Here is a 23,601-nt window from a genome sequence, read left to right as displayed (position 1 = left end):
CGCCACAGCGCTCCCCGCGCGAAGGACTGACCGACTTCAACCAGCGCAACCTACGCGGCAGCGCGCGGAATGTCAGCCCCGGGCAACCTCTTTTGCAAATGTATCGCGCAAGCCGATGGTGCGGTTGAACACCGGCCGATCCGGCCTGGAGTCGGGGTCGCGGGCAAAATAGCCCTGCCGCTCGAACTGCATCGCATCGGCCGAATTGGTTTCGACCGCCGCAGCTTCGACGCGCGCGTCGCTCAGGACCTCCAGCGACTGTGGATTGAGGTCGCGTGCAAAATTCGCCGCATCAGGCGTCGGCGTCGAGAACAGCTGGTTGTAGACCCTGATCTCGGCTGGTACCGAATGCGACGCCGACAGCCAGTGCATCGTCGCCTTGACCTTGCGCCCGTCCGGCGCGTTGCCGCCGCGCGTCGCCGGATCATAGATGCAGCGCAATTCGACGATGTCGCCATCAGCGTCCTTCACCACCTCGCGACAGGTGATGAAGTAGGCATAGCGCAGCCGGACTTCGTTGCCCGGCGAGAGGCGGAAGAATTTCTTCGGCGGATTTTCCATGAAGTCGTCGCGCTCGATATAGAGCTCGCGGCCGAACGCCACGCGGCGCGTACCCGCCGCCGGATCGTCGGGGTGATTGACCGCTTCGATCTCCTCGACCTGCCCTTCCGGATAATTCTCGATCACGACCTTGAGCGGACGTAACACCGCCATCCGGCGCTGCGCGGTCTGGTTCAGGACCTCGCGGATGCAGAACTCGAGCATGCCGACATCGACGACGCTGTTGGCTTTGGCCACGCCGATACGCTTGATAAAATCACGGACGGCCGCAGGCGGAACGCCACGCCGCTTCATGCCTGCGATCGTGGGCATTCGCGGATCGTCCCAGCCCGCCACATGGCCGCCGCGCACGAGTTCGGTCAGCACTCGCTTGGAGAGCAGCGTGTAGGTCAGGTTGAGGCGCGCAAACTCATACTGGTGCGGGTGCGACGGCACCGGCAACTTGTCGAGCAGCCACTCATAGAGCGGGCGATGGTCCTCGAACTCCAGCGTGCAGATCGAATGCGTGATGCCTTCGATCGCATCCGACTGGCCGTGCGCGTAGTCGTAACTCGGATAGATCGACCATTTGTCGCCGGTGCGCGGATGATGTGCATGCAGGATGCGGTACAGCACAGGATCGCGCAGATTGATGTTGCCGGAGGCCATGTCGATCTTGGCGCGCAGAACGCGCGCGCCGTTCGGAAACTCGCCGGCCCTCATGCGGCGGAACAGGTCGAGGTTTTCGTCGACCGAGCGGTCGCGGAACGGCGAGTTCTTGCCGGGCTCGGTCAGCGAGCCGCGGTTGACGCGGATATCGTGCTGCGTCTGGTCGTCGACATAGGCGAGGCCGCGCTTGATCAGCCCCTCGGCCCATTCATAGAGGCGCTCGAAATAGTCCGACGCATAGAGCGGCTCGCCCGCCCATTTGTAGCCAAGCCAGCGCACGTCGGCCTGGATGGAATCGATGTATTCCTGCTCTTCCTTGGTCGGGTTGGTGTCGTCGAAGCGCAGATTGCAGCGGCCTGAAAATTCTTGCGCGATGCCGAAGTTGAGCGCAATCGACTTGGCGTGACCGATATGCAGGTAGCCGTTCGGCTCCGGCGGGAACCGGGTCACGATCTCCTTGTATCTGTGGGAGGCGAGATCGGCCTGGACGATGTCGCGGATGAAGTCGCGCCCTGCTTCTGCCGTCTCTGCCACTGCCGGTGCTGTTGTCGCCATTACCCAGGTCCTGAGGAGGAAATCAGCGGCTCTTCTGCCAAATTCGCTTGATTGAGCCAAGTCCGCTTTGTCGTGCCCGAGGCTTTAGTTATGCACGGTTCCTGCTATACACCACCGCCACTTTCACCGCGGCCCTGCCCCTGATGACCTCACCCATCGTCACACGCTTTGCTCCCTCGCCCACCGGCTTCCTCCATATCGGAGGCGCCCGCACAGCGCTATTCAACTGGCTCTATGCCCGCGGGCGGGCGGGCCGGATGCTGCTTAGAATCGAGGACACCGATCGCGAGCGCTCGACCAAAGAGGCGATCGACGCCATCCTGGACGGCCTGAAGTGGCTCGAGCTCGATTGGGACGGCGAGGTCATCTACCAGTTCAGCCGCGCTGCGCGCCATCGCGAGGTCGCCGAGCAACTGCTTGCGGCAGGCCGCGCCTATCGCTGCTACGCGACGGCGGAGGAACTCGACGAGATGCGCAAGAAGGCGCGCGCCGAGGGGCGCACCCGCCTCTACAACGGCCTGTGGCGCGACCGCGATGCCTCCGAGGCGCCTGCCGGCATGAAGTCGACCATTCGGCTGAAGGCGCCGCTCACCGGCGAGACCATGATCGAGGACCAGGTGCAGGGCCGCGTGGTCTGGCAGAACGAGAACCTCGACGACCTCGTGCTGCTGCGGGCCGACGGCACCCCGACCTACATGCTCGCGGTCGTCGTCGACGACCACGACATGGCCGTCACCCACATCATCCGCGGCGACGACCATCTCATCAACGCCGCCCGGCAGAAGCAGATCTACGACGCGCTGGAATGGTCCGTTCCCTCGATGTCGCACATCCCGCTGATCCACGGCCCCGACGGCTCGAAGCTGTCGAAGCGACATGGCGCGCTCGGCGTCGACGCCTACCGCGCCATGGGATATCTACCGGCGGCCTTGCGGAATTATCTGGTCCGGCTTGGCTGGAGCCATGGCGACCAGGAGATCTTCTCGACGGAGGAGATGATCAAGGCGTTCGACCTGCCCGCAATCGGCCGCTCGGCCGCGCGTTTCGATTTCGCCAAGCTTGCGAACCTCAACGGCCACTACATCCGTCACTCCGACGATCAAAGCCTCGTGACCCAGTTCGAGGGGGTTCTGGATTACGTCCCCAACGGCGCTGCCGTGAAGGCCAAGCTCAACCTAAAGACCCGCGCTCAGCTCCTGCAGGCGATGCCGAGCCTGAAGGAGCGCGCCAAGACGCTGCTCGAGCTGATCGACGCCTCTTATTTCATCTTTGCCGACCGGCCGCTGCAGATCGAACCGCAGGCGGCCGCCGTGCTGACGGTGGAAACCCGCGCGCTGGTCGGCCGGCTGCGAACCGCGCTCGAAACCGTTTCGCCCTGGAACGCCGAGGCCACGGAATCGGTGATGCGGGCGTTCGCCGAAGAGAGCAACCTCAAGCTTGGCGCGGTCGCCCAACCGCTCCGCGTGGCGCTGACCGGAAAAACCACCTCGCCCGGGATTTTCGAGGTGCTTTCCGTGCTCGGTCGGGAGGAGTGCCTGGCCCGGCTCGCAGACCAGGCCAGCGCATAGGCCAAAGCGGTCGAAGCATGGTTTGTGTGCGGTTCAAGGAACGCTGCAAGCATGGGCCCATGTGCTCATGGGCGGCCATCTTGCAGCGCACATAGCAATGAGCTACCCATTTCCCGGCCAGCTTTCTGGACAATTCCGGCCTGCCTCGCCATCTCCCAGAGATGGCTGAAGTCAGCCCCAACGATCTCATCGGGGACGAACGATGGACGCAAAATCCGCAAGCAAAACTGCGACCCTTACGGTCGGCAACAAGACCTACGATTTCCCGATTATCAGCGGCACAGTCGGGCCCGACGTCATCGACATCGCCAAGCTCTACGCCCAGGCGGGCATGTTCACCTATGACCCGGGCTTCACCTCGACCGGCAGCTGCCAGTCCAAGATCACCTATATCGACGGCGACGCCGGCGTGCTCGAATACCGCGGCTACCCGATCGAGCAGCTCGCCGAGAACTGCGACTTTCTCGAGATCTGCTACCTGCTGCTCTACGGAGAGCTTCCGACCGCCGCGCAGAAGAAGGATTTCGACTATCGCGTGACTCATCACACCATGATTCACGAGCAGATGGCGCGCTTCTTCCAGGGCTTCCGTCGCGACGCCCATCCGATGGCCGTGATGGTGGGTTGCGTCGGCGCGCTCGCCGCGTTCTATCACGACTCCACCGACATCAACGATCCGCAGCAGCGCATGATCGCCTCGATGCGGATGATCGCGAAGATCCCGACGCTCGCGGCGATGGCCTACAAATACACCATCGGCCAGCCCTTCATGTATCCGAAGAACTCGCTCAAGTTCGCGGAAAACTTCCTGCACATGTGCTTTGCCGTGCCGTGCGAGGATTACAAGGTCAACCCGGTGCTGGCGGACGCGCTGGAGAAGATCTTTATCCTGCACGCCGACCATGAGCAGAACGCCTCGACCTCGACGGTGCGCATCGCCGGCTCCTCCGGCGCCAACCCGTTCGCCTGCATCGCCGCCGGCATCGCCTGTCTCTGGGGCCCGGCCCATGGCGGCGCCAACGAGGCCGCGCTCAACATGCTCTACGGCATCGGCTCGGTCGACAAGATTCCGGACTTCATCAAGAAGGTGAAGGACAAGAACAGCGAAGTCCGCCTGATGGGTTTTGGCCATCGCGTCTACAAGAACTACGATCCGCGCGCCAAGATCATGCAGAAGATGTGTCACGCGGTGCTGAAGGAGACCGGCCACGGCGACGATCCGATGTTGAAGGTCGCCCTCGAGCTCGAGAAGATCGCGCTCAACGACGAATACTTCATCAGCAGAAAGCTCTATCCAAACGTCGACTTCTATTCCGGCATCACGCTGAAGGCGATGGGCTTCCCGATGTCGATGTTCACCGTGCTGTTTGCGGTCGCCCGCACGGTCGGCTGGATCAGCCAGTGGAGCGAGATGATCGAGGATCCGCAGCAGAAGATCGGCCGCCCGCGCCAGCTCTATACTGGCGTCGCCCGCCGCGACTATGTCGAGATCGGCAAGCGGAAGTAAGCGTCCGATTCACGCCAATTCGAAATCCCGCCCAGGATCGACTATCCTGGGCGGGATTTTCGTTTTGAGCGGAGACGACCGATGCTTGCCCGGGCCGTCGTCGCAAACCTGCTTCGTCCTGCCGGCGTCAGCTCCCCTGCCTTCCCCTGCGCATCGTGGCGAGCACGATGTCGGCGGCGCGGACGCTTGGCGGCTCTCTGCCGGTCGACATGATCGCGTCAAGACTAGCGAACGCGTCGACCTGCTTCTTGCGCTCCGGCGTATCCGACAGCAGCGGCTTGAGCGCCCGCGCCAGATTGTCCGGCGTGCAGTTCTCCTGCAGGAACTCGGGGATGACCTCGTTGCCGAGCACGAGGTTGGCAAGGATCACCGACGACACCCGGATCGCGCGGCGCAGGATGAAGGCCTCCATCGCGCCAACGCGATACGCCGTCACCATGGGCACAGCGGATAGCGCGAGCTCCAGCGTCACAGTGCCCGACTTGGCGAGCGCTGCGCGCGCGATGCGAAACACCGCGCGCTTCTCCGGTTCGCCAACGACGATGTTCGGCTCAACCGGCCAGCCCGCCACACCTGCACGAACCGATTCGACCAGATGCGGCATGGTGGGCAACACAAGTTCGAGGCGCGCGCCGTCGGATTGCAGCTGTCCGAGCGTCTGGCCGAACACCTCCAGATGGTGCCGGATCTCGCTGCGCCGGCTTCCCGGCAACACCAGCAGTACCGGCGGCTCCGCCTCGCGCCGCGCCCGCTCCTCCGCATTGGGCCTGAGCGAAGCAAGCTGCTCGATCAAGGGATGACCGATATAGCTGCAGGGCGGGCCACGGAGCTTCTGATATTGGTCCGGCTCGAACGGCAACAGTGCGAGCACATGATCGACATAGCGCAGCATCGCGCGGGCACGGCCCGGCCGCCACGCCCAGACCGTCGGCGAGACGTAGTCGACGATCGGAATCGCGGCATCGCGCGAACGCACGCGCCGCGCCACGCGATGGGTAAAATCGGGGCTGTCGATGATGACGAGAATATCGGGCGCCGTCGCAATCACGGCATCGGCGGTCTGCCGGATCAGCCGCAGGATCTTCGGCAATTGAGCGAGGACGGCAGCAAAGCCGATGATTGACAATTCCTCGATCGCAAACAGCGGGCTCAAGCCCTCGCGCGTCATGGCGCGGCCGCCGACACCGACGAAATCCACCGCATCCCCGAGACGCTGGCGCAGCACCTTCATCAGGCCAGCGCCGAGCCGGTCGCCTGATTCTTCGGTGGCGACGAGAAAGATCCTCCGCCCGATGCGGCCCGTCGCGCGCGCCGGGCTCACGCGGCGACGCCCACGATGAAGATGGAAGTCTTGTCAGCGGCCGCGATCATGGCTTCTGGTTCAGCCAGGAGCGTGTTGCCGGCGACCACGGCAATTCCCGCCAGCTTTGCGTTGACCGCGCCATCGACCGTGCGCGGGCCGATGGTCGGCAGGTCGTAGCGCAAATCCTGACCGGCCTTGGGCGCCTTCACCAGCACACCGCGGCCCACGCCAGCGCGGATGCGGCCCTGCTCGCGCAGCCGCGTGACGCGCGCCAGCAGCCCGTCCGTGCCCTCAATGTCCTCCACCGCCACCACGTGACCGTCGATCACGACTGCTCCCTGCCCGACGTCGAACGGGCCGAGTGCCCGCAGCACGTCGCGGCCTTTCGCGATATCGGCCTCGGCGCGCTCATCGGGTTTCGTCCCGGTCAGCGCACCCATCGGCATCAGCAGGTCCGGCGCGACGTCCTTGATTCCGACCATGCGAAAGCCGTGTCCTTCCAGGATACGCCCGATCCCTGACAACAGATGGTCGTCGCCGCCGCGAAAGGAAGCCCAGATCTGCCCCATTGCCCGCAGCGTGCCCCAGTCGAGGCGGATCTCGGAAAGCGACGGGCGCACCAGCGAGCCGATGAACAGGAGGTCGCGGCAGCCTTCGCGGCGGAACAGTTTTGTGGCGCGACCGAGCTGGCCGACCGAAATCCAGTGGTGACGGAAACGCGCGACCTGCGTTTCATCGCAGGCGCCCCTGATCGCAAACAGCACCGGTGTGAGTCCGTTGCGGACAAGCGAATCGGCGACCGCAAAGGGCATGGCGCCGCCGGCGGCGATGAGGCCGACGGGCGAGGACATTTCTGGCTCCGTCGACACCATGATCAGTTCCGGTTGCCGCTTTCGGCCGGAAGGCACAGCGGCCGATGCTTGCCGTCCCTGATGAACGCAAGAATTTCGGAGATGGCGGGATCCTCGCCCGCCATCGGCTGTACGCGCTCGAGCCGCTCGGCGAAGATGCCGGGGCCGTGAAACAGCTTCTGATAAAACGCGCGCACGGTCGTAAGCCGCTGCCTGGTGAATTTCCGCCGCTTCATGCCGACGATGTTGAGCCCTTCGAGCACGGCGTATTGACCGTTGACGAGACCGAACGGAATCACGTCGCCGCGCACGCCGCAGACGCCGCCGACCATCACCTGCGGCCCGATCCGGGTGAACTGATGCACCGCGGACAACCCGCCGATATAGACGAAGTCGCCGATCTCGCAGTGACCTCCGAGGGTTGCGGAGGTCGCGAAGATCACGTCATTGCCGACGAGGCAGTCGTGGCCGACATGGCTGTTGTTCATGAAGAAGCCTCGATCGCCGACCTTGGTGAGGCCCCCGCCCTTCACCGTGCCGACGTTCATCGTCACGCCTTCGCGCAGTGTGCAGCCGGATCCGATCTCAAGACGTGTCGGCTCGCCGCGGTAGCTGAGATCCTGCGGCGCCCCGCCCAGCGCTACGAACGGCGAGATCACGCAACCATTGCCGATCGACGTGTGTCCCATCACCTGCACGTGCGACATCAGCTCGCAATTCGCGCCAATGACGGCGTGCGGGCCGATGACGCAGTAAGGTCCGATAGTCGTGCCGTCGCCGATCACGGCGCCGTCCATCACCCGCGCGGTCGGATCGATATTGGCCATGTCAGCTCGTCAGTCGGTCAGCATCGCGCCGACGTCGGCTTGTGCGACGACAACGCCCCTGACCTTGGCATCGCCGTGGAACCACCACATGGTGTTGCGCCGGCCGAGCGAGCGCATGTGATACTCGATGGTGTCGCCGGGCATCACGGGCTTTCGGAACTTGCACTTGTCGATGGTGAGGAAATAGACCGCGCGCGGCTTCTCGGTGCCTTCGACCGACTTGATGCCGATCACGCCTGCGGTCTGCGCCATCGCCTCGATCATCATCACGCCCGGATAGATCGGCCGGTCGGGGAAATGCCCAAGAAAGGGCGGCTCGTTGTAGGTGACGTTCTTGATACCGATGCCGCTATAGTCGGCCCGGATGTTGATCACCCGGTCGATCAAGAGCATCGGATAACGGTGCGGAAGCGTCTTCAGAATCTCATTGATGTCTACGACCGCAAACCTGACCGGCGATGCGTCCTCCATCACTCCTGCCCTTCGCCCTTCGGATTGGCCGCTTGGTCCCGCACCAGACGCTCCACCGCAACAATCTCCCTGAACCATTGCTTGGTCGGCTTGGCAAAATGCCCACCCCAGCGGCCGTTCGGCGGAATATCGTCCTTGACCGCGCTCATCGCGGTGACCTGCGCACCATCGCCGATCTTGAGGTGATTGTTGATACCGACCTTTGCTCCCAAAGCTACATTGTCGCCGATGGTCAGGCTGCCCGCGAGCCCGATCTGAGCCGCCAGCAGGCAATGCCTGCCAATGGTCACATTGTGACCGATCTGGACCTGATTGTCGATTTTCGTGCCCTCACCGATGACGGTATCGCGGAGGCTGCCCCTGTCGATCGTGGTGCCCGCCCCGATCTCCACATCATTCTGGATCAGGACCCGCCCGGTCTGCGGAACCTTCAGGTGCCCCTCCGGGCCGAAGAAGAGAAAGCCATAGCCGTCCTGGCCGATGCTGCAGCTGGGATGGATCAGCACGTTATTGCCGATCAGCGCGCACTGGATCGCGGTTCGCGCCCCGACATTGCAGTCGCGGCCGATCTTGACGCCGGGGCCGATCACCGCACCCGCGCCAATCACGGTGCCGGCGCCGATCTCGACATCGGCGCCAATCAGCGCCAGCGGATCGACGATCACGCCGTCCTCGAGGCGCGCGGTCGGATCGACGATCGCCGAGGGCGCGATTCCCTCGCTGCCGAACCAGCTCGTCGGCCGCAGCGCGTCGCGGTGCCACTCCCGCGCCAGTCCGACGAAGGCGCGAAACGGCTGTGCCGCGCGCAGCACTGCGACATGCGCCGGAACGGAGGCCTCAAATCGCGGGCTGACAAGGCAGGCGCCCGCCTTGGTCGACGCGAGCTGATCGGCGTATTTCAGATTGTCGAAAAAGGTAAGATGCATCGGACCGGCTTCGTCGAGCGATGCCAGCCCTCTGATGGTGTGGCCGGCCCTTACAGGATCGACCAATTGCGCTTTCGTCAGCGCGGCGATCTCGGCCAGCGTTGACGAAGGCGGTGTTGCAAAGAACGTCGGCTGCGCCATACCCCCCGTCGCAATCCGCACGGTGTCTGAACCAGAAACGCGGCTCCTGGCAATCGGAGCCGGCTTTCCATGATGTTTGGCCTGTTTTTGCGGCGCTGACCAGTCTCAACGCCGCCGGAAACGGCCTTAGAACGTCGTACCGCCGCCAAACCTGAACTGCTGCACGCGGTCGAACTTGCCCTTGGTCAGCGGAACCGCGTAGTCGAAGCGCAGCGGTCCGAACGGCGAGGCCCAGATCAAGCCGACACCGACCGAGCTGCGGACCACGTTCTGCTCGGAATATTGCAGGCCTAGGCAGGTACCAGGGTTGAACGGCGCCGTCGTGGTCGGCGGCGTACATCCGGGCACGTTGACTTCGCCCGTAGCCGCCCACGAGGTCGGCCCCTGATAGTCCCACAGGCCGCCGGCGTCAGCATAGACCGCGCCCTTCAAGCCAACTTCCTTGGGCAGGAACCAGAACGGCATCTGCAATTCGAGCGAGGCGCCCCAGTATTTGGTGCCGCCGAGCGCGTCCTGGGTGCCGTAGGGATTGATGTCACGCGGGCCGATGCCGTTCGGCGCGAAGCCGCGGACGAGGTTCGGGCCCATCTGGAAGTGGTCGAGCATGCGCAGCTCGTTGTTGCCGATCTTGTTGAGCATGCCGCTCTGCAAGTGGATCAGGCCGATGACGTCGCCAACCAGCGGCGTGTAATATTTGCCGTCGATCGTGGTCTTCAGATAGCTGACGTCGCCGCCGACGCCGGCGAAGTCCTGCCGGAAGTCGATCAGAAGGCCGTCGGTCGGGTTCCGGTTGTTGTCGAGGGTGTTGTAGTTCAGCGTGTAGCCGAGCGCCGAGGTCAGCGACGCGCCGTTCGCGAGCTCCTTGCGGATCGGCAGCGAAGCTTCGCCATCGCTGAAGCACCACAGTCCCTGGCCACTGGTGTCGGTGGCGGTCTGCCCACCAAAGGTTTGCGTGCTACCGGCGGGATATCCCATCAAATTCGCAAAGGCCGGCGTTGGGTTGAAGGCCAGGAGCGAGTTGGCCGGGTTGTTGTTACAATTGGCCAGGAACGACGGCAGCGAGACCGTCTGCTGGTAGATCGAATAGCGCAGCTGCAGCGACAGGTCCTCGCGGAGCTGGAAGCCAAGTCGCGGGCTGAAGCCGATGGTCTTGGTGCCATACGAAATAAAGCTGTTGGACAACTGCTGGCGGTAATAGGCATCGAGGCCGAGCGCCACGCGGTAATCCAGGAGGTATGGATCGACGTAGGACAGCGAGAGGCCGCGTGCATACTGACCGTACTGCAATGCCGCCTTGGCGTAGAGGCCCCGGCCGAGGAAGTTGCGTTCGGAGATCGAGACTTCGCCGAGCGCGCCGTCCGTGGTCGAATAACCGCCCGACACCGAGAAATCGCCGGTCGATTTCTCCTCGACGTCGACGTCGAGGATGACGCGATCGCTCGACGATCCGGGCTCAGTGGTGATCTTCACGGTCTTGAAGAAGTCGAGGTTCTTCAGACGCCGCTCGGCGCGATCGACCAGCGCGCGGTTGTAGGCGTCACCCTCGGCGATATCGAACTCGCGGCGAATCACATAGTCGCGGGTGCGGGTGTTGCCGCGAATATTGATGCGCTCGATATAGGTCCGCGGTCCCTCCTCGATCGAGAAGACCACCGACACCGTATGATGCTCGAAATCGCGGTCGCCGCGCGGCTTCACGACCGCGAAAGCGTAGCCGCGCCGCGATGCCTCGATCTGCATGTCCTCGACGGACTTCTCGAGCGCCTCGACGTTGTAGACCTGTCCGACGGAAACTTGCGAGAAGCTCCGCATCGAATTGACATCGAGATTGGCGATGCTCGATTCGAAGTTGACGGAGCCCACGTGGTATTGCTGGCCCTCTTCGATCTTGAAGGTGACAATGAAGCCTTTGCGGGCGGGGTCATATTCGGTCAGCGCGGCGACCACCTGAACGTCGGCAAAGCCGTGCTTGAGATAGAAGCGGCGAATCAGGTCGCGGTCGGCCTCGACGCGATCGGGGTCGTAGACGTCATTGTTGCCGAGGAAGCTCAACCAGTTGGATTCGCGGGTCTTGATGATGTCCCTCAGGCGATAGGACGAGTAGTAGTTGTTGCCGATGAACTCGATCGACTTGACGGACGTTTTCGGCCCTTCCACGATCGTGAAGACGAGGTCGACGCGGTTGTTGGGCCGCTCGATGATCTCGGGCGTGACACGCACGTCATAGCGGCCTGAATGCCGGTAGACTTCAACGATGCGCTCGGCGTCCGACTGCACCAACGGACGGGAGAGCGTGCCGCGCGGCTTCGACTGGATTTCGGTCGAGAGCTGCTCGTCCTTGATCTTCTTGTTCCCCTCGAAGGCGACGCGATTGATGACCGGATTCTCGATCACGGTGACTACGATTCGGCCGCCCGGACGGCTGATCTGCACGTCCTGGAACAAGCCGGTTTCAATCAGGGCTTTCAGGCCATCGTCGATCGCCGCATTGTCCAGCCGTCCGCCGGGTCCCGGCTTGAAATAGGAGCGTATGGTCTCGACCTCGACACGCCGGTTCCCGACGACTTCGATAGAATTCACCGTCTGGGCAGACACTTGCGAGGAGGCAAGCGCAACTGCCAGCGGCGCAACCACCGGCGCGACGAACATGATCAGGGCGACGAACAAGCCCCCCCGGACTCGCATTCCAAACTTCATGCGCGACGCGCCCTCATTCCGTACCGCAGCGCTCCCCACGCTCCGGCAGATTCCCATTTGTCGCTCAGCTTGTAACCAAATTCGCCCGGCCAGCAAATTACGATAGCAGTCCGATTCCAATTTCATTCCAAGACGTTGCCATTAGGCAACGTCATAAAAAAGCCGCGCTTTATGAGGCCGCGAAGTGGAGGATGTCGTTGTAGGTCACAAATACCATCAGCATCAGCACCAGACCCAATCCGATGCGGAACCCCATTTCCTGAGCCCGCTCGGACAGAGGCCGTCCGCGCACAGCCTCCACGGCGTAGAACAAAAGGTGGCCGCCATCGAGCAATGGAACCGGGAACAGGTTAAGGAGCCCGATGGAGACGGAGAGCATCGCACAAAGCTGCACGACAAACTGCACGCCCAAGCTGGCCGCCTGTCCGGAAAGCTGGGCAATCCGCAGCGGCCCCCCTAGTTCGCTCCTGTCGCCCATACCAACGAAAAGCGACGCGACGAATTTGAAAGTGCCCGAAATGATGTACCAGACCTGCTGGAAACCGATTTTCACAGCTTCCGCGACACCCACCGGCGTTGTCTTGTGATCGCCTGGCTTCGAGTTGTACTGGATGCCCAGCATTCCGATTTTGTGCTTATTCCCGAAAACATCTTTGGTTTCCTGAAGCGCTGGGGTTGCGGTGATTGTTACCATGTTCCCACCCCGCTCAACGCCGAAGACAAGCCGTGAGCCAGCGCTGGATGCCACGATCCGCTGCATGTCCGTAAAGGTGTCGATATGGCTGCCGTCGATTGATTTCACGAGGTCGCCCGCCTCGAACCCCGCCGCGGCGGCAACGCTATTGGGCTGAACGGCGTCGACGCGCGCGATCATGTCGGGCTTTCCGTAATACAGTGCCATGCCCGCAAAGATCAGAACGGCGATCAGGAAATTGGCGATCGGGCCGGCTGCGACGATGGCTGCGCGCGGACCCACTTTCTTGTGGTGGAAACTGCCGGCGCGCTCTTCCTCGGTCATGTTGGCGAGCACCTCAGCCGAGGGCGTGGAGGCCTCGGTGTCGTCGCCCAGAAACCTCACATAGCCGCCGAGCGGAACGACGGAAATCTTCCAGCGGGTGCCTTTGCGGTCGTTGAAGCCGGCGAGCTCCGGCCCGAAGCCGAGCGAGAACGTTAGGACTTTCACCCCGGCCCAGCGGGCGACCAGAAAGTGGCCGAGTTCGTGGAAGAACACCACGATCGAAAGGACAAACAGAAAGGGGACCGTGTAACCGATGAGCACATGGCTCAACGTACTGAAACTATGCAGGAAAAACTGGGCCATCCGAATCCCCGTAACCAAGGCCGGCGGCCCTGTCCCCAACCCACTAGGATGCCTTTAAGGCAATTTGAGGCAAGAGGGTGGCAGCCTTATTTCGCGCACTATGGTCAACGGCGATGGCGTCGTCGGCCGACGTCAGCGGGGCCAGATTGCCGGAGCGAATCCAAGCCTCGAGGGTCGCTTCCACCAGCCGCGCGATGGCGCCGAACCTGATCTTGCCGGCGATGAAGGCCGCCACCGCGACCTCGTTGGCCGCGTTGAATACTGTGGTGGCGCCGCGGCCGGTCCGCAAGGCTTCGTAGGCAAGACGCAACGCCGGAAAGCGCTCGAAATTAGGTTCCTCGAAGGTGAGCTGACCGATCTTGGCGAGATCGAGCCTTGCCGCCGGGCCCTTCGTGATTCGGTCAGGCCACCCAAGGCAATGCGCGATCGGGATACGCATGTCGGGCGCCCCGAGCTGCGCCACCACCGAGCGATCGGAAAACTCGACCATGCCGTGCACGATGGACTGCGGATGCACCAGGACGTCGATCTCGTCCGGCGTCAGCGAAAACAGATAGGCGGCCTCGATCACCTCGAGGCCCTTGTTCATCATCGACGCGGAATCGATGGTGATCTTCTGCCCCATGCTCCAGTTCGGATGCTTGAGCGCCTGTGCCAGTGTCGCCTGCTCGATGTCGACGGGATCCCAGGTGCGGAACGGCCCGCCGGACGCGGTGATGATGACGCGGACAAGCTCCTCGCGATTGCCGGAGCTCAGCGCCTGGAACAGCGCGTTGTGTTCGGAGTCCGCAGGCAGGATACAGGCATCCGCATTCGCGGCACGCTGCATGAAGAAGTCGCCGGCACAGACCAGGCATTCCTTGTTGGCGAGCGCGACAGTCGCGCCGCGATCGACCGCCGCGAGCGCAGGCTTCAACCCGGCCGCGCCACTGACGGCGGCCATCACCCAATCGGCCGGGCGGGCCGCAGCTTCGATGATCGCACTCTCGCCTGCCCCGCATTCGGTGCGCGTGCCGGCCAAGGCATCCTTCAATTCGGTCAAACGACTCGCATCGGCCACGGCGACAAAGCGCGCGTCGAATTCACGCGCGAGCCTGGCAAGGCCCTGTACATTGCTGTTGCCGGTCAGTGCCTCGACCCGATAGCGGTCGGGCGCGGCGCGCAGCAAATCCATGGTGCTGTCGCCGATCGAGCCGGTGGCGCCGAGGACGCTGACACTGCGCACGGCGGCGCCAGCGCTTTTGTTGTTACGCAAGGGTACTGCGCTCATGCCTCACCAAATCATAAGAGCGCGTCCGACGCCATCCACGCCACCGCGCAAAGTTCCGAAAATCGCCGCCAACATGATGGCTGCGACAAAGCCGTCCAGCCGGTCCATTAACCCGCCATGGCCCGGAATTATGTGACTTGAGTCCTTTACCCCGAAGTGGCGTTTGACGGCCGATTCAAGGAGGTCGCCGAGTTGTGCGGCAATGGACAGGGCTGCTGCCACAATTAACAGCGGCAGCGCCTCTCCATAACCGAGCAGCGAGAAACCGGTTGCAACCAGGAGACTTGCGATGAAGCCGCCGATCGCGCCCGCCCAGGTCTTTTTCGGGCTGACCTGCGGCCAGAGCTTCGGGCCGCCAATGCCGCGGCCTGCGAAATATCCGCCGATATCGGTGCCCCATACCACGAGCAGCACCAACATCAGCGCCGCCAGGCCTTGCACCGGGTCGAGCCGCACCACCACGGAGGCGAGTTGCGCTGCGGAGGCATAGAGAAATCCCGCGAGCACCCAGATCCGCGACTGCGAAGCCCGCAACAGCACTCCGGCAAGGCCGATGGCCAATACCGCCAGCGCGGCTTCGATTCTCGCCAGCGCCAGGAACGGCGCGGCCAGCGCCAGGGCAACTGCGCCCGTGGCCGTGACGAGCACGCTCCGCTCGCGACACGTCACCGTCAACCATTCGACATAGAGGCCGATCGTCGCCGCCGTTACCAGCGCGACCCACCACCAGCCTCCAGCATAGGCAGCCACGATCGCAACCGGCGCCAGCACCAGGGCGGCTGCCACGCGCACCAACAGATTGCGCGAATCCTCGGCGGCGGCCGACGCCGATGCGGCCTCGCGCTCGCTCACGATCCGGTTTTCGCAACAAGACCGCCGAAGCGGCGCTCGCGTCGGGCATATTCGGCAATCGCGCTTTCCAGCGCCGCCCTGTCGAAATCCGGCCAATGGATCGGCACGAAGACGAGCTCGCTATAGGCCGCCTGCCACATCAGGAAATTCGACAGTCGCTGCTCGCCGCTGGTGCGGATGATCAGGTCGGGATCGGGAATGTCGGGCGCATCGAGGTACCGGCCAAGCGTGTCGGCGTCGATCGAGGCCGGAGCGCGCCGGCCGGCCGCGACCTCGCCCGCCAGCCGCTGCGCGGCTCGCGCGATCTCCTGACGCGAGCCGTAGTTGAAGGCGACAACGAGATTGAGGCTGGTGTTGTTGCGCGTGAGCTCTTCGGCCTCGGCAAGCAGCGCGCAAAGATCCGGCTCGAGGCCCGAGCGCTCGCCGATCACGCGCACCCTCACCCCGTCGCGGTGCAACGTCGCAAGATCATTGCGGATGAAGCGGCGCAGGAGGCCAAACAGGTCGCCGATCTCGCTTGCCGGCCGCGACCAGTTCTCCGAGCTGAAGGAGAAGATGGTGAGATAGAGGATGCCGAGCTCATGCGCGGCACGTACCACGCGGCGCAGCGCCTCGACTCCGCGGCGATGGCCCTCCGCCCGCGGCAGCCCGCGTGCAGCCGCCCATCGCCCGTTGCCGTCCACGATGATGGCGACGTGCAACGGACCGTCGGATCGCTCCTGGTCCTCGCTTGCATGCGCAGCGTTCGACATCGGCCGATCCTTGTCGCTCAGACAGTGAGGATTTCTTTTTCCTTGGCGGCCAGCAACTGGTCGATCTCCGCGATCATGCCGTCGGTCGCCTTCTGCACGTCATGGGCCAGGCGCTCGTGATCGTCCTCGGAGATCTCGTGATTTTTTTCGAGCTTCTTGACGACATCGAGCCCGTCTCGCCGGACATGCCGCACCGCGACTTTGGCGGCTTCGGCGTATTTATGCGCGACCTTGACGAGCTCCTTGCGCCGCTCCTGGTTGAGCTCGGGGATGCGCAGGCGCAGCACCTGTCCCTCGGTTGCGGGCGATAGCCCAAGATTGGAATCGACGATCGCCTTCTCCACCGCTTTCACCATCGACTTGTCCCAGACCTGCACCGAGATCAGGCGCGGCTCCGGCACGCTGATGGTCGCGAGCTGGTTGAGCGGCATATGCGCGCCATAGGCATCGACCTGCACCGGCTCCAGCATCGAAGCGGAGGCGCGGCCGGTGCGCAGGCTGCCCAGTTCATGCTTGAGCGATTGGGTGGCGCCCTGCATGCGGCGCTTCAGTTCGTTGATGTCGAAACTACCCGTGGGCATAACGCTCTCCCTTCCTCAAAAGCTTTTGTCGAGGCGCTGGCCGGACAACAGCTCAGCCGGCGACGATGGTCCCGCGCCCTGTTCCGCGCAGGATGGCGCCGATCGAGCCGGGCTCGGAGATCGAGAACACGATGATAGGCAGCGACGTCTCGCGAGCAAGCGCGAAAGCGGTCGCATCCATGACCTTGTAGCCGCCCTCGATCGCCTGGGAGTGAGTGAGGCGTTCAAAACGCTTGGCGGCCGGGTCTTTCTTGGGATCGGCGGAATAGACGCCGTCGACATTGGTCGCCTTCAGCACGGCGTGGGCATCGATTTCAGCCGCCCGCAGCACCGCCGTTGTGTCGGTGGTGAAAAACGGATTGCCGGTTCCGCCGCCGAGCAGCACGATCCGCCCCTGCGCCAGATAATTGTGCGCCGCACCACGAGTGAACAGCTCGCAGATCTCGGGCATCACGAAGGCTGATAGCGTCCGCGCCGGCGCGCCGTGGCGCTCGATCGCCGATTCCAGCGCGAGGCAATTCATCACGGTGGCGAGCATGCCCATGGTATCGCCGGTCGTGCGCGACACGCCGCGCGAAGACACCTCGACGCCGCGGACCATATTCCCGCCGCCAACCACCACGGCAATCTCTCCGCCGAGCTTTTGCGCCGCGATCAAATCCGAGGCGATCCGGTCGACGGTTGCCTGATCAATTCCGGCACCACGGCTGCCGGCGAGATATTCGCCGGAGATCTTGATCACCACGCGACGATAGACGGGCTCGGCCATGAGTGAGTTGCTTCCCTGTCCCGCGGACGCATCGACGCGAAGCACGCGCCGGGCAGAATGCAGCTTGCGGCTACTTCTTGCCGCTGGCGGCAGCGACTTCCGCGGCGAAGTCGCTTTCCTGCCTTTCGATTCCCTCGCCGAGAGCATAGCGCACAAAGCCGGTCACCTTCACCGGCGCACCGATCTTGCCCTCAGCTTCCTTGAGCGCCTGGGCGACCGACTTGCCGCTGTCATGGATGAATGCTTGCTCGAGCAGGCAGACTTCCTTGTAGAAGGTCTTCAGGCCCGACTCGACGATCTTCTCGATTACGTTCTCGGGCTTGCCCTGCTGGCGATACTTGTCGGCCAGCACGTCCCTCTCGCGCTTGACGAGCTGGGGGTCGAGGCCCGACGGATCGATCGCCTGCGGGTTGGCGGCGGCGACATGCATCGCAAGCTGCCGGCCGAGCACAGCGAGCTCGTCGGTCTTGCCGGTGGATTCGAGGGCCACGATCACGCCCATCTTGCCGGCGCCTTCGATGACGGCGTTGTGAATATAGCTCGAGACCACGCCCTTGCCGACTTCAAGTGCAGCGGCGCGCCGCAGCGTCATGTTCTCGCCGATGGTTGCGATCGCGTCCGCAATCGCGGTCTCTACGGTAGCGTCGCCAACTTTCGCACCCTTGATCTTCTCGACGTCGGCGCCGACCTCGAGCGCGACCTGCGCGATCATCTTGACGAGGCCCTGGAAGTGCTCGTTGCGCGCAACAAAATCGGTTTCGGAATTGACCTCGACCACAACGCCCTTGTTGCCCTTGGTGAGCGCCGCAATCAGGCCTTCGGCCGCGACGCGGCCGGCCTTCTTTGCGGCCTTCGACAGGCCTTTCTTGCGCAGCCAATCCTGCGCGGCAGTCATGTCACCGCCGGTCTCGGTGAGCGCGGCCTTGCAGTCCATCATGCCTGCGCCAGTCGACTCGCGCAGGTCCTTGACCATCGCCGCGGTGATTGTAGCCATAGTAAGCGTCCTTCTGCCTGTCCGTGCTGACGGTGGCGCGGCGCCGAGCGGTCGCGCCTGCCATCAGGTAGTCCTTCGATCGATGGAAAGCGATGGCCGGCGGGGCACCGGCCATCGGCTGATTATTCCGCTTCTGCGGTGAGCGACTTGGCCTTGGCGACCCAGGCGTCGGCGCGGCTCGGAAGGCCGACTTCCTCGCCGATCTTGTGGGCGGTGTCGTGATCGAGCTCGGCGAGCTGCCAGTAATGGAAGATGCCGAGATCGTTGAACTTCTTTTCGATCGCGCCCGACACGCCAGGCAGCTTCTTGAGGTCGTCGGCGGTGCCGCGCGGGCCTGCAAGGCCCTGGAAGCCGCCGGCTTGCGGCGCGGTCGGGATCGCCTCGGCGGCGGGCTGGGTGGAGGCGCCGATGTCGATGCCGGCATCGCCTTGCGCACGCGAGATGCCGTCGATCGCGGCCCGCGCCACGAGGTCGCAGTAGAGCGAGATGGCACGGCCGGCATCGTCGTTGCCGGGCACCACATAGGTGATGCCCTTCGGATCGGAGTTGGTATCGACGATCGCGGCAACCGGAATATTCAAGCGCCGGGCTTCGGCGATCGCAATGTCTTCCTTGTTGGTGTCGATCACGAAAATCATGTCGGGCAGACCGCCCATGTCCTTGATGCCGCCGAGCGAGCGATCGAGCTTGTCGCGCTCGCGCTGCAGCGTCAGCCGTTCCTTCTTGGTGTATTGCGCGCCCTCGCCGGAGCCTAGCATCTCGTCGAGCTGGCGCAGCCGCTTGATCGAGGCCGATACCGTCTTCCAGTTGGTCAGCGTGCCGCCGAGCCAGCGCGAGTTGACGAAATACTGCGCCGAGCGCTTCGCAGCCTCTGCGACGCCGTCCTGCGCCTGCCGCTTGGTGCCGACAAAGAGGATGCGGCCGCCCTTGGCGACGGTGTCGCTCACCGCCTGCAGCGCACGGTGCAGCATCGGCACGGTCTGGGCGAGATCGATGATGTGGATGTTGTTGCGGGCGCCGAAAATGTACTCCGACATTTTCGGATTCCAGCGGTGGGATTGGTGGCCAAAGTGAACGCCAGCTTCAAGCAGCTGACGCATCGAGAATTCGGGTAGCGCCATGGATTTGGTTCTCCGGTTGGTTCCTCCGGAAACGTGTGAGCAATGCGGGCTTGTTGGCCCGGTTGCCACCGGACGGCCTTGTCAGCCATGTTTCCGTGCGAGATGGCGCGCTATATAGCCGGTTTTCGCCGATACGCAAGAAAATAAGGCCGGTTTTCGCGCCAATTTGGCATCCAGCCGACCAATTTGGCCTCTACTGGCCTGCTGCGGCAGATGCCTTGGGGGGCGCCTGGACCTAGTCAGCGAACTGAAGCTGCGCAATCGCTGGCGTCGTCGCCCTCAGCCGCAATCGCGGTGCTTCGCTTCGAGAGGCGAAGCACCGCGACGACCTCCTCAGCACCTCGGCTGGTTAGGCGGACAATGCTTGGCTGGCGCCGCGGGCCTGGGCGGCGGCGGAGCGGGCCTTGGGGGCGGCGGAGCGGGCCTCGGTGGCGGCGGCGCAGCCATCCTCGGCGGTGGCGGAGCCGGCCGCGGAGGCGGTGGTGGAGCCGGCCGCGGAGGTGGTGGCGCAGCTATCCTCGGTGGCGGCGGAGCTGCCCTCGGTGGCGGAGGTGGAGGCGGCTTCGGCGCTGCCATGGGCTTGGGTGGCGGCGGCGCGGGTCTTGGCGGGGGTGGCGGTGCGTGCTTGGCCTCGGCCTTCGGTGCAGGTGGCGGAGGTGGCGGCGGCTTGATCGACTTGGCCTCAGGTTTAACCTCCGGCTTCAGTGCCGGTTTCGCAGCCGTCGGCGGCGTGGTCGGCGTGCGCTTCTCGAGCGCTTCCGGCTTGGTCGGTGCGGTCGTCGTGAGGCCCGGCTTTCCGGGCGTCGTGGAGGGCGTCGTCCCTGGCGTGCCCTTCTGCTGCAGGTTCGACTTTTCCTCTCGCAGATTCGGTTTTCCTGTCTGCGGCGGCGTGGTGTTCACGCCCTTGGCATTCGGGTTGGTGGTGCCGGGAGTGGTCGTGCCCGGCGTCTTCGTGCCTGGCATCGTTGTCGTTGGCGCCGTCGCAGCCTTCGGAGCCGGCGGCGTTGTGCCCTTGCCCGGGACGGGCAGCGCATTCTGCGGTTTGAGCGGCTGCTGCGGCGTGGTGCCCTTGCCCGGAGCAGGCAGCGCATTTTGCTGCGGCAATTTTTGCTGCGACAACGGCTGCTGCGGCGCCGTCGTGCCCGACGGAGCGTTCGCAGGCGTCGTCGGTGGTGTCCCCGGCTTCGCCGTCGGGTTGATCGACAGGCTCGGCGGTGGTGGCACCTTGCCCTGCTGAATCAACGACGCCCGTTGCGCGACCGCGGCCGGCAGCGCCGGCGCAGCAGCAACGGGTGCACTGGCGGGGGCTCCGGGCGTGGCCGCAGGCGCGGGCGCGGGATTATTAATCACGTTGTTGATGACAGTGGTGTTGTGGATGTTGTTGAAGATGATGTTGTTCGGCGGCGGCGCGACATAGACCGGCGGCCTCACGAACACCGGCATCGGCACGAACATCGGCCGCGGCAGCACGAACACACCGACAACCCCGACTGCAATAATCGGCGGCGCCAGTATCACGAAATCCGGCGGCGGCGGTGGCAGGTAGTAGATCGGCGGCGGCGGCGGCGGCGCGAAGTCGAAGTCGGGATCGCCGAAATAGAACACCGGCCGATCGACAAACACGATCTCATCGGGTGGCGGCGGCGGCACGTCGTAATCGATCATGGCGAATGACGGCGGCGGCTCGAGCGCTGCTCGGATGATCTCAAGCCGGCGACGCGCGTCCCACGCATGCGGTCCATCGGGATACCGGCGCAGATAGGACCAATAGGCCTGCGGCGTGTCCGCCAGATAGGTCCGCCGCCACGTGATCGCCTCGCGGCGTGCGGCGAGGATCGCCCTCACCCGCCTGGACAGGGGATCGCGAGGATAAGCCGCGAGGAAATCCTCATAGCCCTGCATGCTGTCGCGCGCGAGCGCGGCCGAATAGGCATCCTGCACGGAGAGGCCGCGCATCGGCTTTTGCTCGATGGCCGCGACCTGGTCTGGCGACCCCTGCACCGGCGGTGCATCAGGCGCGCGGTCGAAGAAGGTGAATTGGGCCTGAATCTTCTGGTCATCCCAGGGGATCTGCGCGCCCTTGCTGTTTTCGCTCACGCGCAGGCGCACGCGATCGAACAGTTCGGGTAGCGACAGGCCGCCGGTACGAATCATTTCCGCCAGCGACTGCGCATAGACGCCATAGGGACCGGGATCGTTGGGCGCGACGGTGCCGGGAGCCGCGTTGAACGCGATCAGCATGTTCGGCGAGGCATCGACCAGGGAAAGGCCGCTGGCCAGCGGTTGCGGCCCGCCGTCGACGAAGGGCTGCTGGCGGGCAATGTCGAGAATGACGACGCTGGCCTTGAGCGGCACCGAGGCGAGCTCGCGCGTATAGTCGCTGATCCGCAAGCCTTCGATCGGAATGTCGGTGGCGCTGTTGACGTTAGCGTCGACCGGAATGAAATAGTTCTCGCCCGAGAGCTGCAGCCCGTAGCCGGCGAGATAGATCACCGCGACGGTATCGGCCGGCGAAGCCTGAACCTTGGCCATGAAGTCGTGGAAACTCTTGCGCAGCGTATCGGCATCGAGATCGCGCGCGCCGATCACATCGAAGCCCGCCGCCTGCAGGGTCTGGGCAATCAGGCCAGCATCATTGGCCGCGGTGGCGAGCGGCGCCTTGGCGTAGGCTCCGTCACCCACGACGAGGGCAACGCGCTTTTCCTGTGGCTGCTGTTGGGCGAAAACGGGCTCGATCAAGGCCGCAACGGCCAAAACCAAGGCGAGTGAGAGCGAAAGAAATGGAACTTTTCTGGCTGGTCGCATGGCTTTTTCTACCCCAGGCATAGACGCCGTCATTCAGCCCGGCCCTGGCTGAACAGTTATTGAACGAAATACGCTGCAATCATGGCAGGGCGTGCGCGGAAAAACATCCGTCAAACGACTATGTCGACCCGACCGTCCTTCAGCCGGTAGATGCCGCCAACCACCTTGAGCCTGTCCTGATCGACCGCAGCAGACAGGATCGGCGTCGCCCCCTTCAGCCTGGCGACGTTGTCGACCACATTCTGGCGAATGGCGTTATCGAGCATATTGCCGCTCTGCCCTGCTACCGCCTTGACCGCCGGCGCGAGTCCTTCGACCAGCGATTGCATATGGCCGGGCAGCGGCTTGTTGTCCTTCAGCGATTTGATGGTGGCATCGACCGCGCCGCAGGCGTCGTGGCCGAGCACCAGAATCAGCGGCACGGAGAGCACTGCAACGCCATACTCGAGGCTCGCGACGGTCTCGTCGGTTGCGAAATTGCCGGCCACACGACAGACGAAGAGGTCGCCGCGTCCGGTGTCGAAGGCATATTCGGGGGCGATCCGCGAATCAGCGCAGCTCAGGATCGCGGCAAAGGGGTTCTGGCCGCCGACCAGGGCTTCGCGCTCATGCCTGAAATCATGCCGCCGCGTGATGCCCTCGACGTAGCGCTGATTGCCCTCCGTCAGGCGCTTCAGCGAGGCGTCGGGGGAGATGACATTTTCAGGCTTCGGCGGCGCCTTGGTCTTTGCGGTTTCCCTGGCGTCGACTCCACTCGCCCAAACCAACCCAAGCGCCGCGCCCCCAACGAGCAGGCTGCGACGGGTTGGCGTGAAACCGCGATGTGAGTCCTGCCGGCAAAGCTCGCACATCGGAAAGCTCCTTTCCTGGTCCCATTTGAGCCGAAGTATCGGAAACTTTCTTGATGCCGCCTAGAGCGTTTCGACCATCTCCACGCCATTCACCGCCTTGATCGCGCCGGCGATCTGCGGCGATACCTGGAAACGGCCCTCCAGCTTGAACTCGACTTCGGTCTGCATATCGAGACGCAGCACCAGCGCGATATCGCCGCTGCCGGATTGGCCTGCCGGCGGCTGCAGCC

19 protein-coding genes are annotated in these 23,601 nt (G+C 64.0%); 2 read left to right on the top strand and 17 right to left on the bottom strand.

The genetic code is table 11. The features are described from left to right. Nucleotides 1-72: 72 nt before the first annotated feature. Nucleotides 73-1,764, bottom strand: a complete 1,692-nt coding sequence (locus VKR55_RS10835) for a glutamine--tRNA ligase/YqeY domain fusion protein (RefSeq protein ID WP_324402709.1) — start codon at nucleotides 1,762-1,764, stop codon at nucleotides 73-75. A 143-nt stretch (nucleotides 1,765-1,907) separates the two neighbouring features. Between VKR55_RS10835 and gltX the strand changes: the two genes are divergently transcribed. Next, the gene (gltX, locus tag VKR55_RS10830) at nucleotides 1,908-3,332 is read left to right on the top strand and encodes a glutamate--tRNA ligase (protein WP_324402707.1); all 1,425 of its coding nucleotides are present in this window, start codon (nucleotides 1,908-1,910) and stop codon (nucleotides 3,330-3,332) included. Nucleotides 3,333-3,534: 202 nt separating this feature from the next. Continuing rightward, complete coding sequence (gltA, locus tag VKR55_RS10825) at nucleotides 3,535-4,839, top strand: citrate synthase (protein WP_324402705.1); 1,305 nt, start codon at nucleotides 3,535-3,537, stop codon at nucleotides 4,837-4,839. Between the two features lie 127 nt (nucleotides 4,840-4,966). Here the strand turns inward: gltA and lpxB are convergent, their stop codons facing one another. The 16 genes from lpxB to VKR55_RS10745 form a co-directional block, all read right to left on the bottom strand. Next, nucleotides 4,967-6,160: a lipid-A-disaccharide synthase gene (lpxB, locus tag VKR55_RS10820; RefSeq protein ID WP_324402703.1), complete on the bottom strand. Its 1,194-nt coding sequence runs from the start codon at nucleotides 6,158-6,160 to the stop codon at nucleotides 4,967-4,969. Continuing rightward, nucleotides 6,157-7,014: an LpxI family protein gene (locus VKR55_RS10815; RefSeq protein ID WP_324402701.1), complete on the bottom strand. Its 858-nt coding sequence runs from the start codon at nucleotides 7,012-7,014 to the stop codon at nucleotides 6,157-6,159. Before VKR55_RS10815 ends, lpxB begins: the two co-directional genes overlap by 4 nt. 2 nt (nucleotides 7,015-7,016) lie before the next feature. Beyond that, nucleotides 7,017-7,820: an acyl-ACP--UDP-N-acetylglucosamine O-acyltransferase gene (gene lpxA / locus VKR55_RS10810; RefSeq protein WP_324402699.1), complete on the bottom strand. Its 804-nt coding sequence runs from the start codon at nucleotides 7,818-7,820 to the stop codon at nucleotides 7,017-7,019. A 9-nt stretch (nucleotides 7,821-7,829) separates the two neighbouring features. Further along, on the bottom strand, nucleotides 7,830-8,291 hold the full coding sequence (fabZ, locus tag VKR55_RS10805) for a 3-hydroxyacyl-ACP dehydratase FabZ (RefSeq protein ID WP_324402697.1): 462 nt from the start codon (nucleotides 8,289-8,291) through the stop codon (nucleotides 7,830-7,832). Continuing rightward, nucleotides 8,291-9,358 carry a UDP-3-O-(3-hydroxymyristoyl)glucosamine N-acyltransferase gene (gene lpxD / locus VKR55_RS10800; protein ID WP_324402695.1) on the bottom strand — a complete coding sequence of 356 codons (1,068 nt, stop codon included), beginning with the start codon at nucleotides 9,356-9,358 and terminating at the stop codon, nucleotides 8,291-8,293. The genes fabZ and lpxD overlap by 1 nt, the downstream gene beginning before the upstream one ends. 126 nt (nucleotides 9,359-9,484) lie before the next feature. Beyond that, the gene (gene bamA, locus VKR55_RS10795) at nucleotides 9,485-12,055 is read right to left on the bottom strand and encodes an outer membrane protein assembly factor BamA (RefSeq protein WP_324402693.1); all 2,571 of its coding nucleotides are present in this window, start codon (nucleotides 12,053-12,055) and stop codon (nucleotides 9,485-9,487) included. 169 nt (nucleotides 12,056-12,224) lie between these two features. After that, nucleotides 12,225-13,376 carry an RIP metalloprotease RseP gene (gene rseP / locus VKR55_RS10790; protein WP_324402691.1) on the bottom strand — a complete coding sequence of 384 codons (1,152 nt, stop codon included), beginning with the start codon at nucleotides 13,374-13,376 and terminating at the stop codon, nucleotides 12,225-12,227. A gap of 43 nt (nucleotides 13,377-13,419) precedes the next feature. Next, nucleotides 13,420-14,646: a 1-deoxy-D-xylulose-5-phosphate reductoisomerase gene (dxr, locus tag VKR55_RS10785; protein ID WP_324402689.1), complete on the bottom strand. Its 1,227-nt coding sequence runs from the start codon at nucleotides 14,644-14,646 to the stop codon at nucleotides 13,420-13,422. A 3-nt stretch (nucleotides 14,647-14,649) separates the two neighbouring features. Further along, nucleotides 14,650-15,498: a phosphatidate cytidylyltransferase gene (locus VKR55_RS10780; protein WP_324402687.1), complete on the bottom strand. Its 849-nt coding sequence runs from the start codon at nucleotides 15,496-15,498 to the stop codon at nucleotides 14,650-14,652. After that, nucleotides 15,495-16,250 carry an isoprenyl transferase gene (locus VKR55_RS10775; protein ID WP_324402685.1) on the bottom strand — a complete coding sequence of 252 codons (756 nt, stop codon included), beginning with the start codon at nucleotides 16,248-16,250 and terminating at the stop codon, nucleotides 15,495-15,497. Before VKR55_RS10775 ends, VKR55_RS10780 begins: the two co-directional genes overlap by 4 nt. 17 nt (nucleotides 16,251-16,267) lie before the next feature. Continuing rightward, complete coding sequence (gene frr / locus VKR55_RS10770; RefSeq protein ID WP_324402683.1) at nucleotides 16,268-16,831, bottom strand: ribosome recycling factor; 564 nt, start codon at nucleotides 16,829-16,831, stop codon at nucleotides 16,268-16,270. Between the two features lie 52 nt (nucleotides 16,832-16,883). Then, nucleotides 16,884-17,600, bottom strand: a complete 717-nt coding sequence (gene pyrH / locus VKR55_RS10765) for a UMP kinase (protein ID WP_324402681.1) — start codon at nucleotides 17,598-17,600, stop codon at nucleotides 16,884-16,886. A gap of 70 nt (nucleotides 17,601-17,670) precedes the next feature. Continuing rightward, nucleotides 17,671-18,594 carry a translation elongation factor Ts gene (gene tsf / locus VKR55_RS10760; protein WP_324402679.1) on the bottom strand — a complete coding sequence of 308 codons (924 nt, stop codon included), beginning with the start codon at nucleotides 18,592-18,594 and terminating at the stop codon, nucleotides 17,671-17,673. Nucleotides 18,595-18,716: 122 nt separating this feature from the next. Next, nucleotides 18,717-19,715, bottom strand: coding sequence for a 30S ribosomal protein S2 (locus VKR55_RS10755; RefSeq protein WP_324402677.1), 999 nt, complete (start codon nucleotides 19,713-19,715; stop codon nucleotides 18,717-18,719). 333 nt (nucleotides 19,716-20,048) lie between these two features. Beyond that, nucleotides 20,049-22,520: a caspase domain-containing protein gene (locus VKR55_RS10750; RefSeq protein ID WP_324402675.1), complete on the bottom strand. Its 2,472-nt coding sequence runs from the start codon at nucleotides 22,518-22,520 to the stop codon at nucleotides 20,049-20,051. Nucleotides 22,521-22,630: 110 nt separating this feature from the next. Further along, nucleotides 22,631-23,371, bottom strand: a complete 741-nt coding sequence (locus tag VKR55_RS10745; RefSeq protein ID WP_324402673.1) for a carbonic anhydrase — start codon at nucleotides 23,369-23,371, stop codon at nucleotides 22,631-22,633. Between the last annotated feature and the right edge of the window lie 230 nt (nucleotides 23,372-23,601).

This window comes from Bradyrhizobium sp. (genome assembly GCF_035309285.1).
Lineage (GTDB): Bacteria > Pseudomonadota > Alphaproteobacteria > Rhizobiales > Xanthobacteraceae > Bradyrhizobium.
Note: the sequence above shows the minus strand (reverse complement) of the source record. Positions and strands in the feature narration are given on the sequence as shown.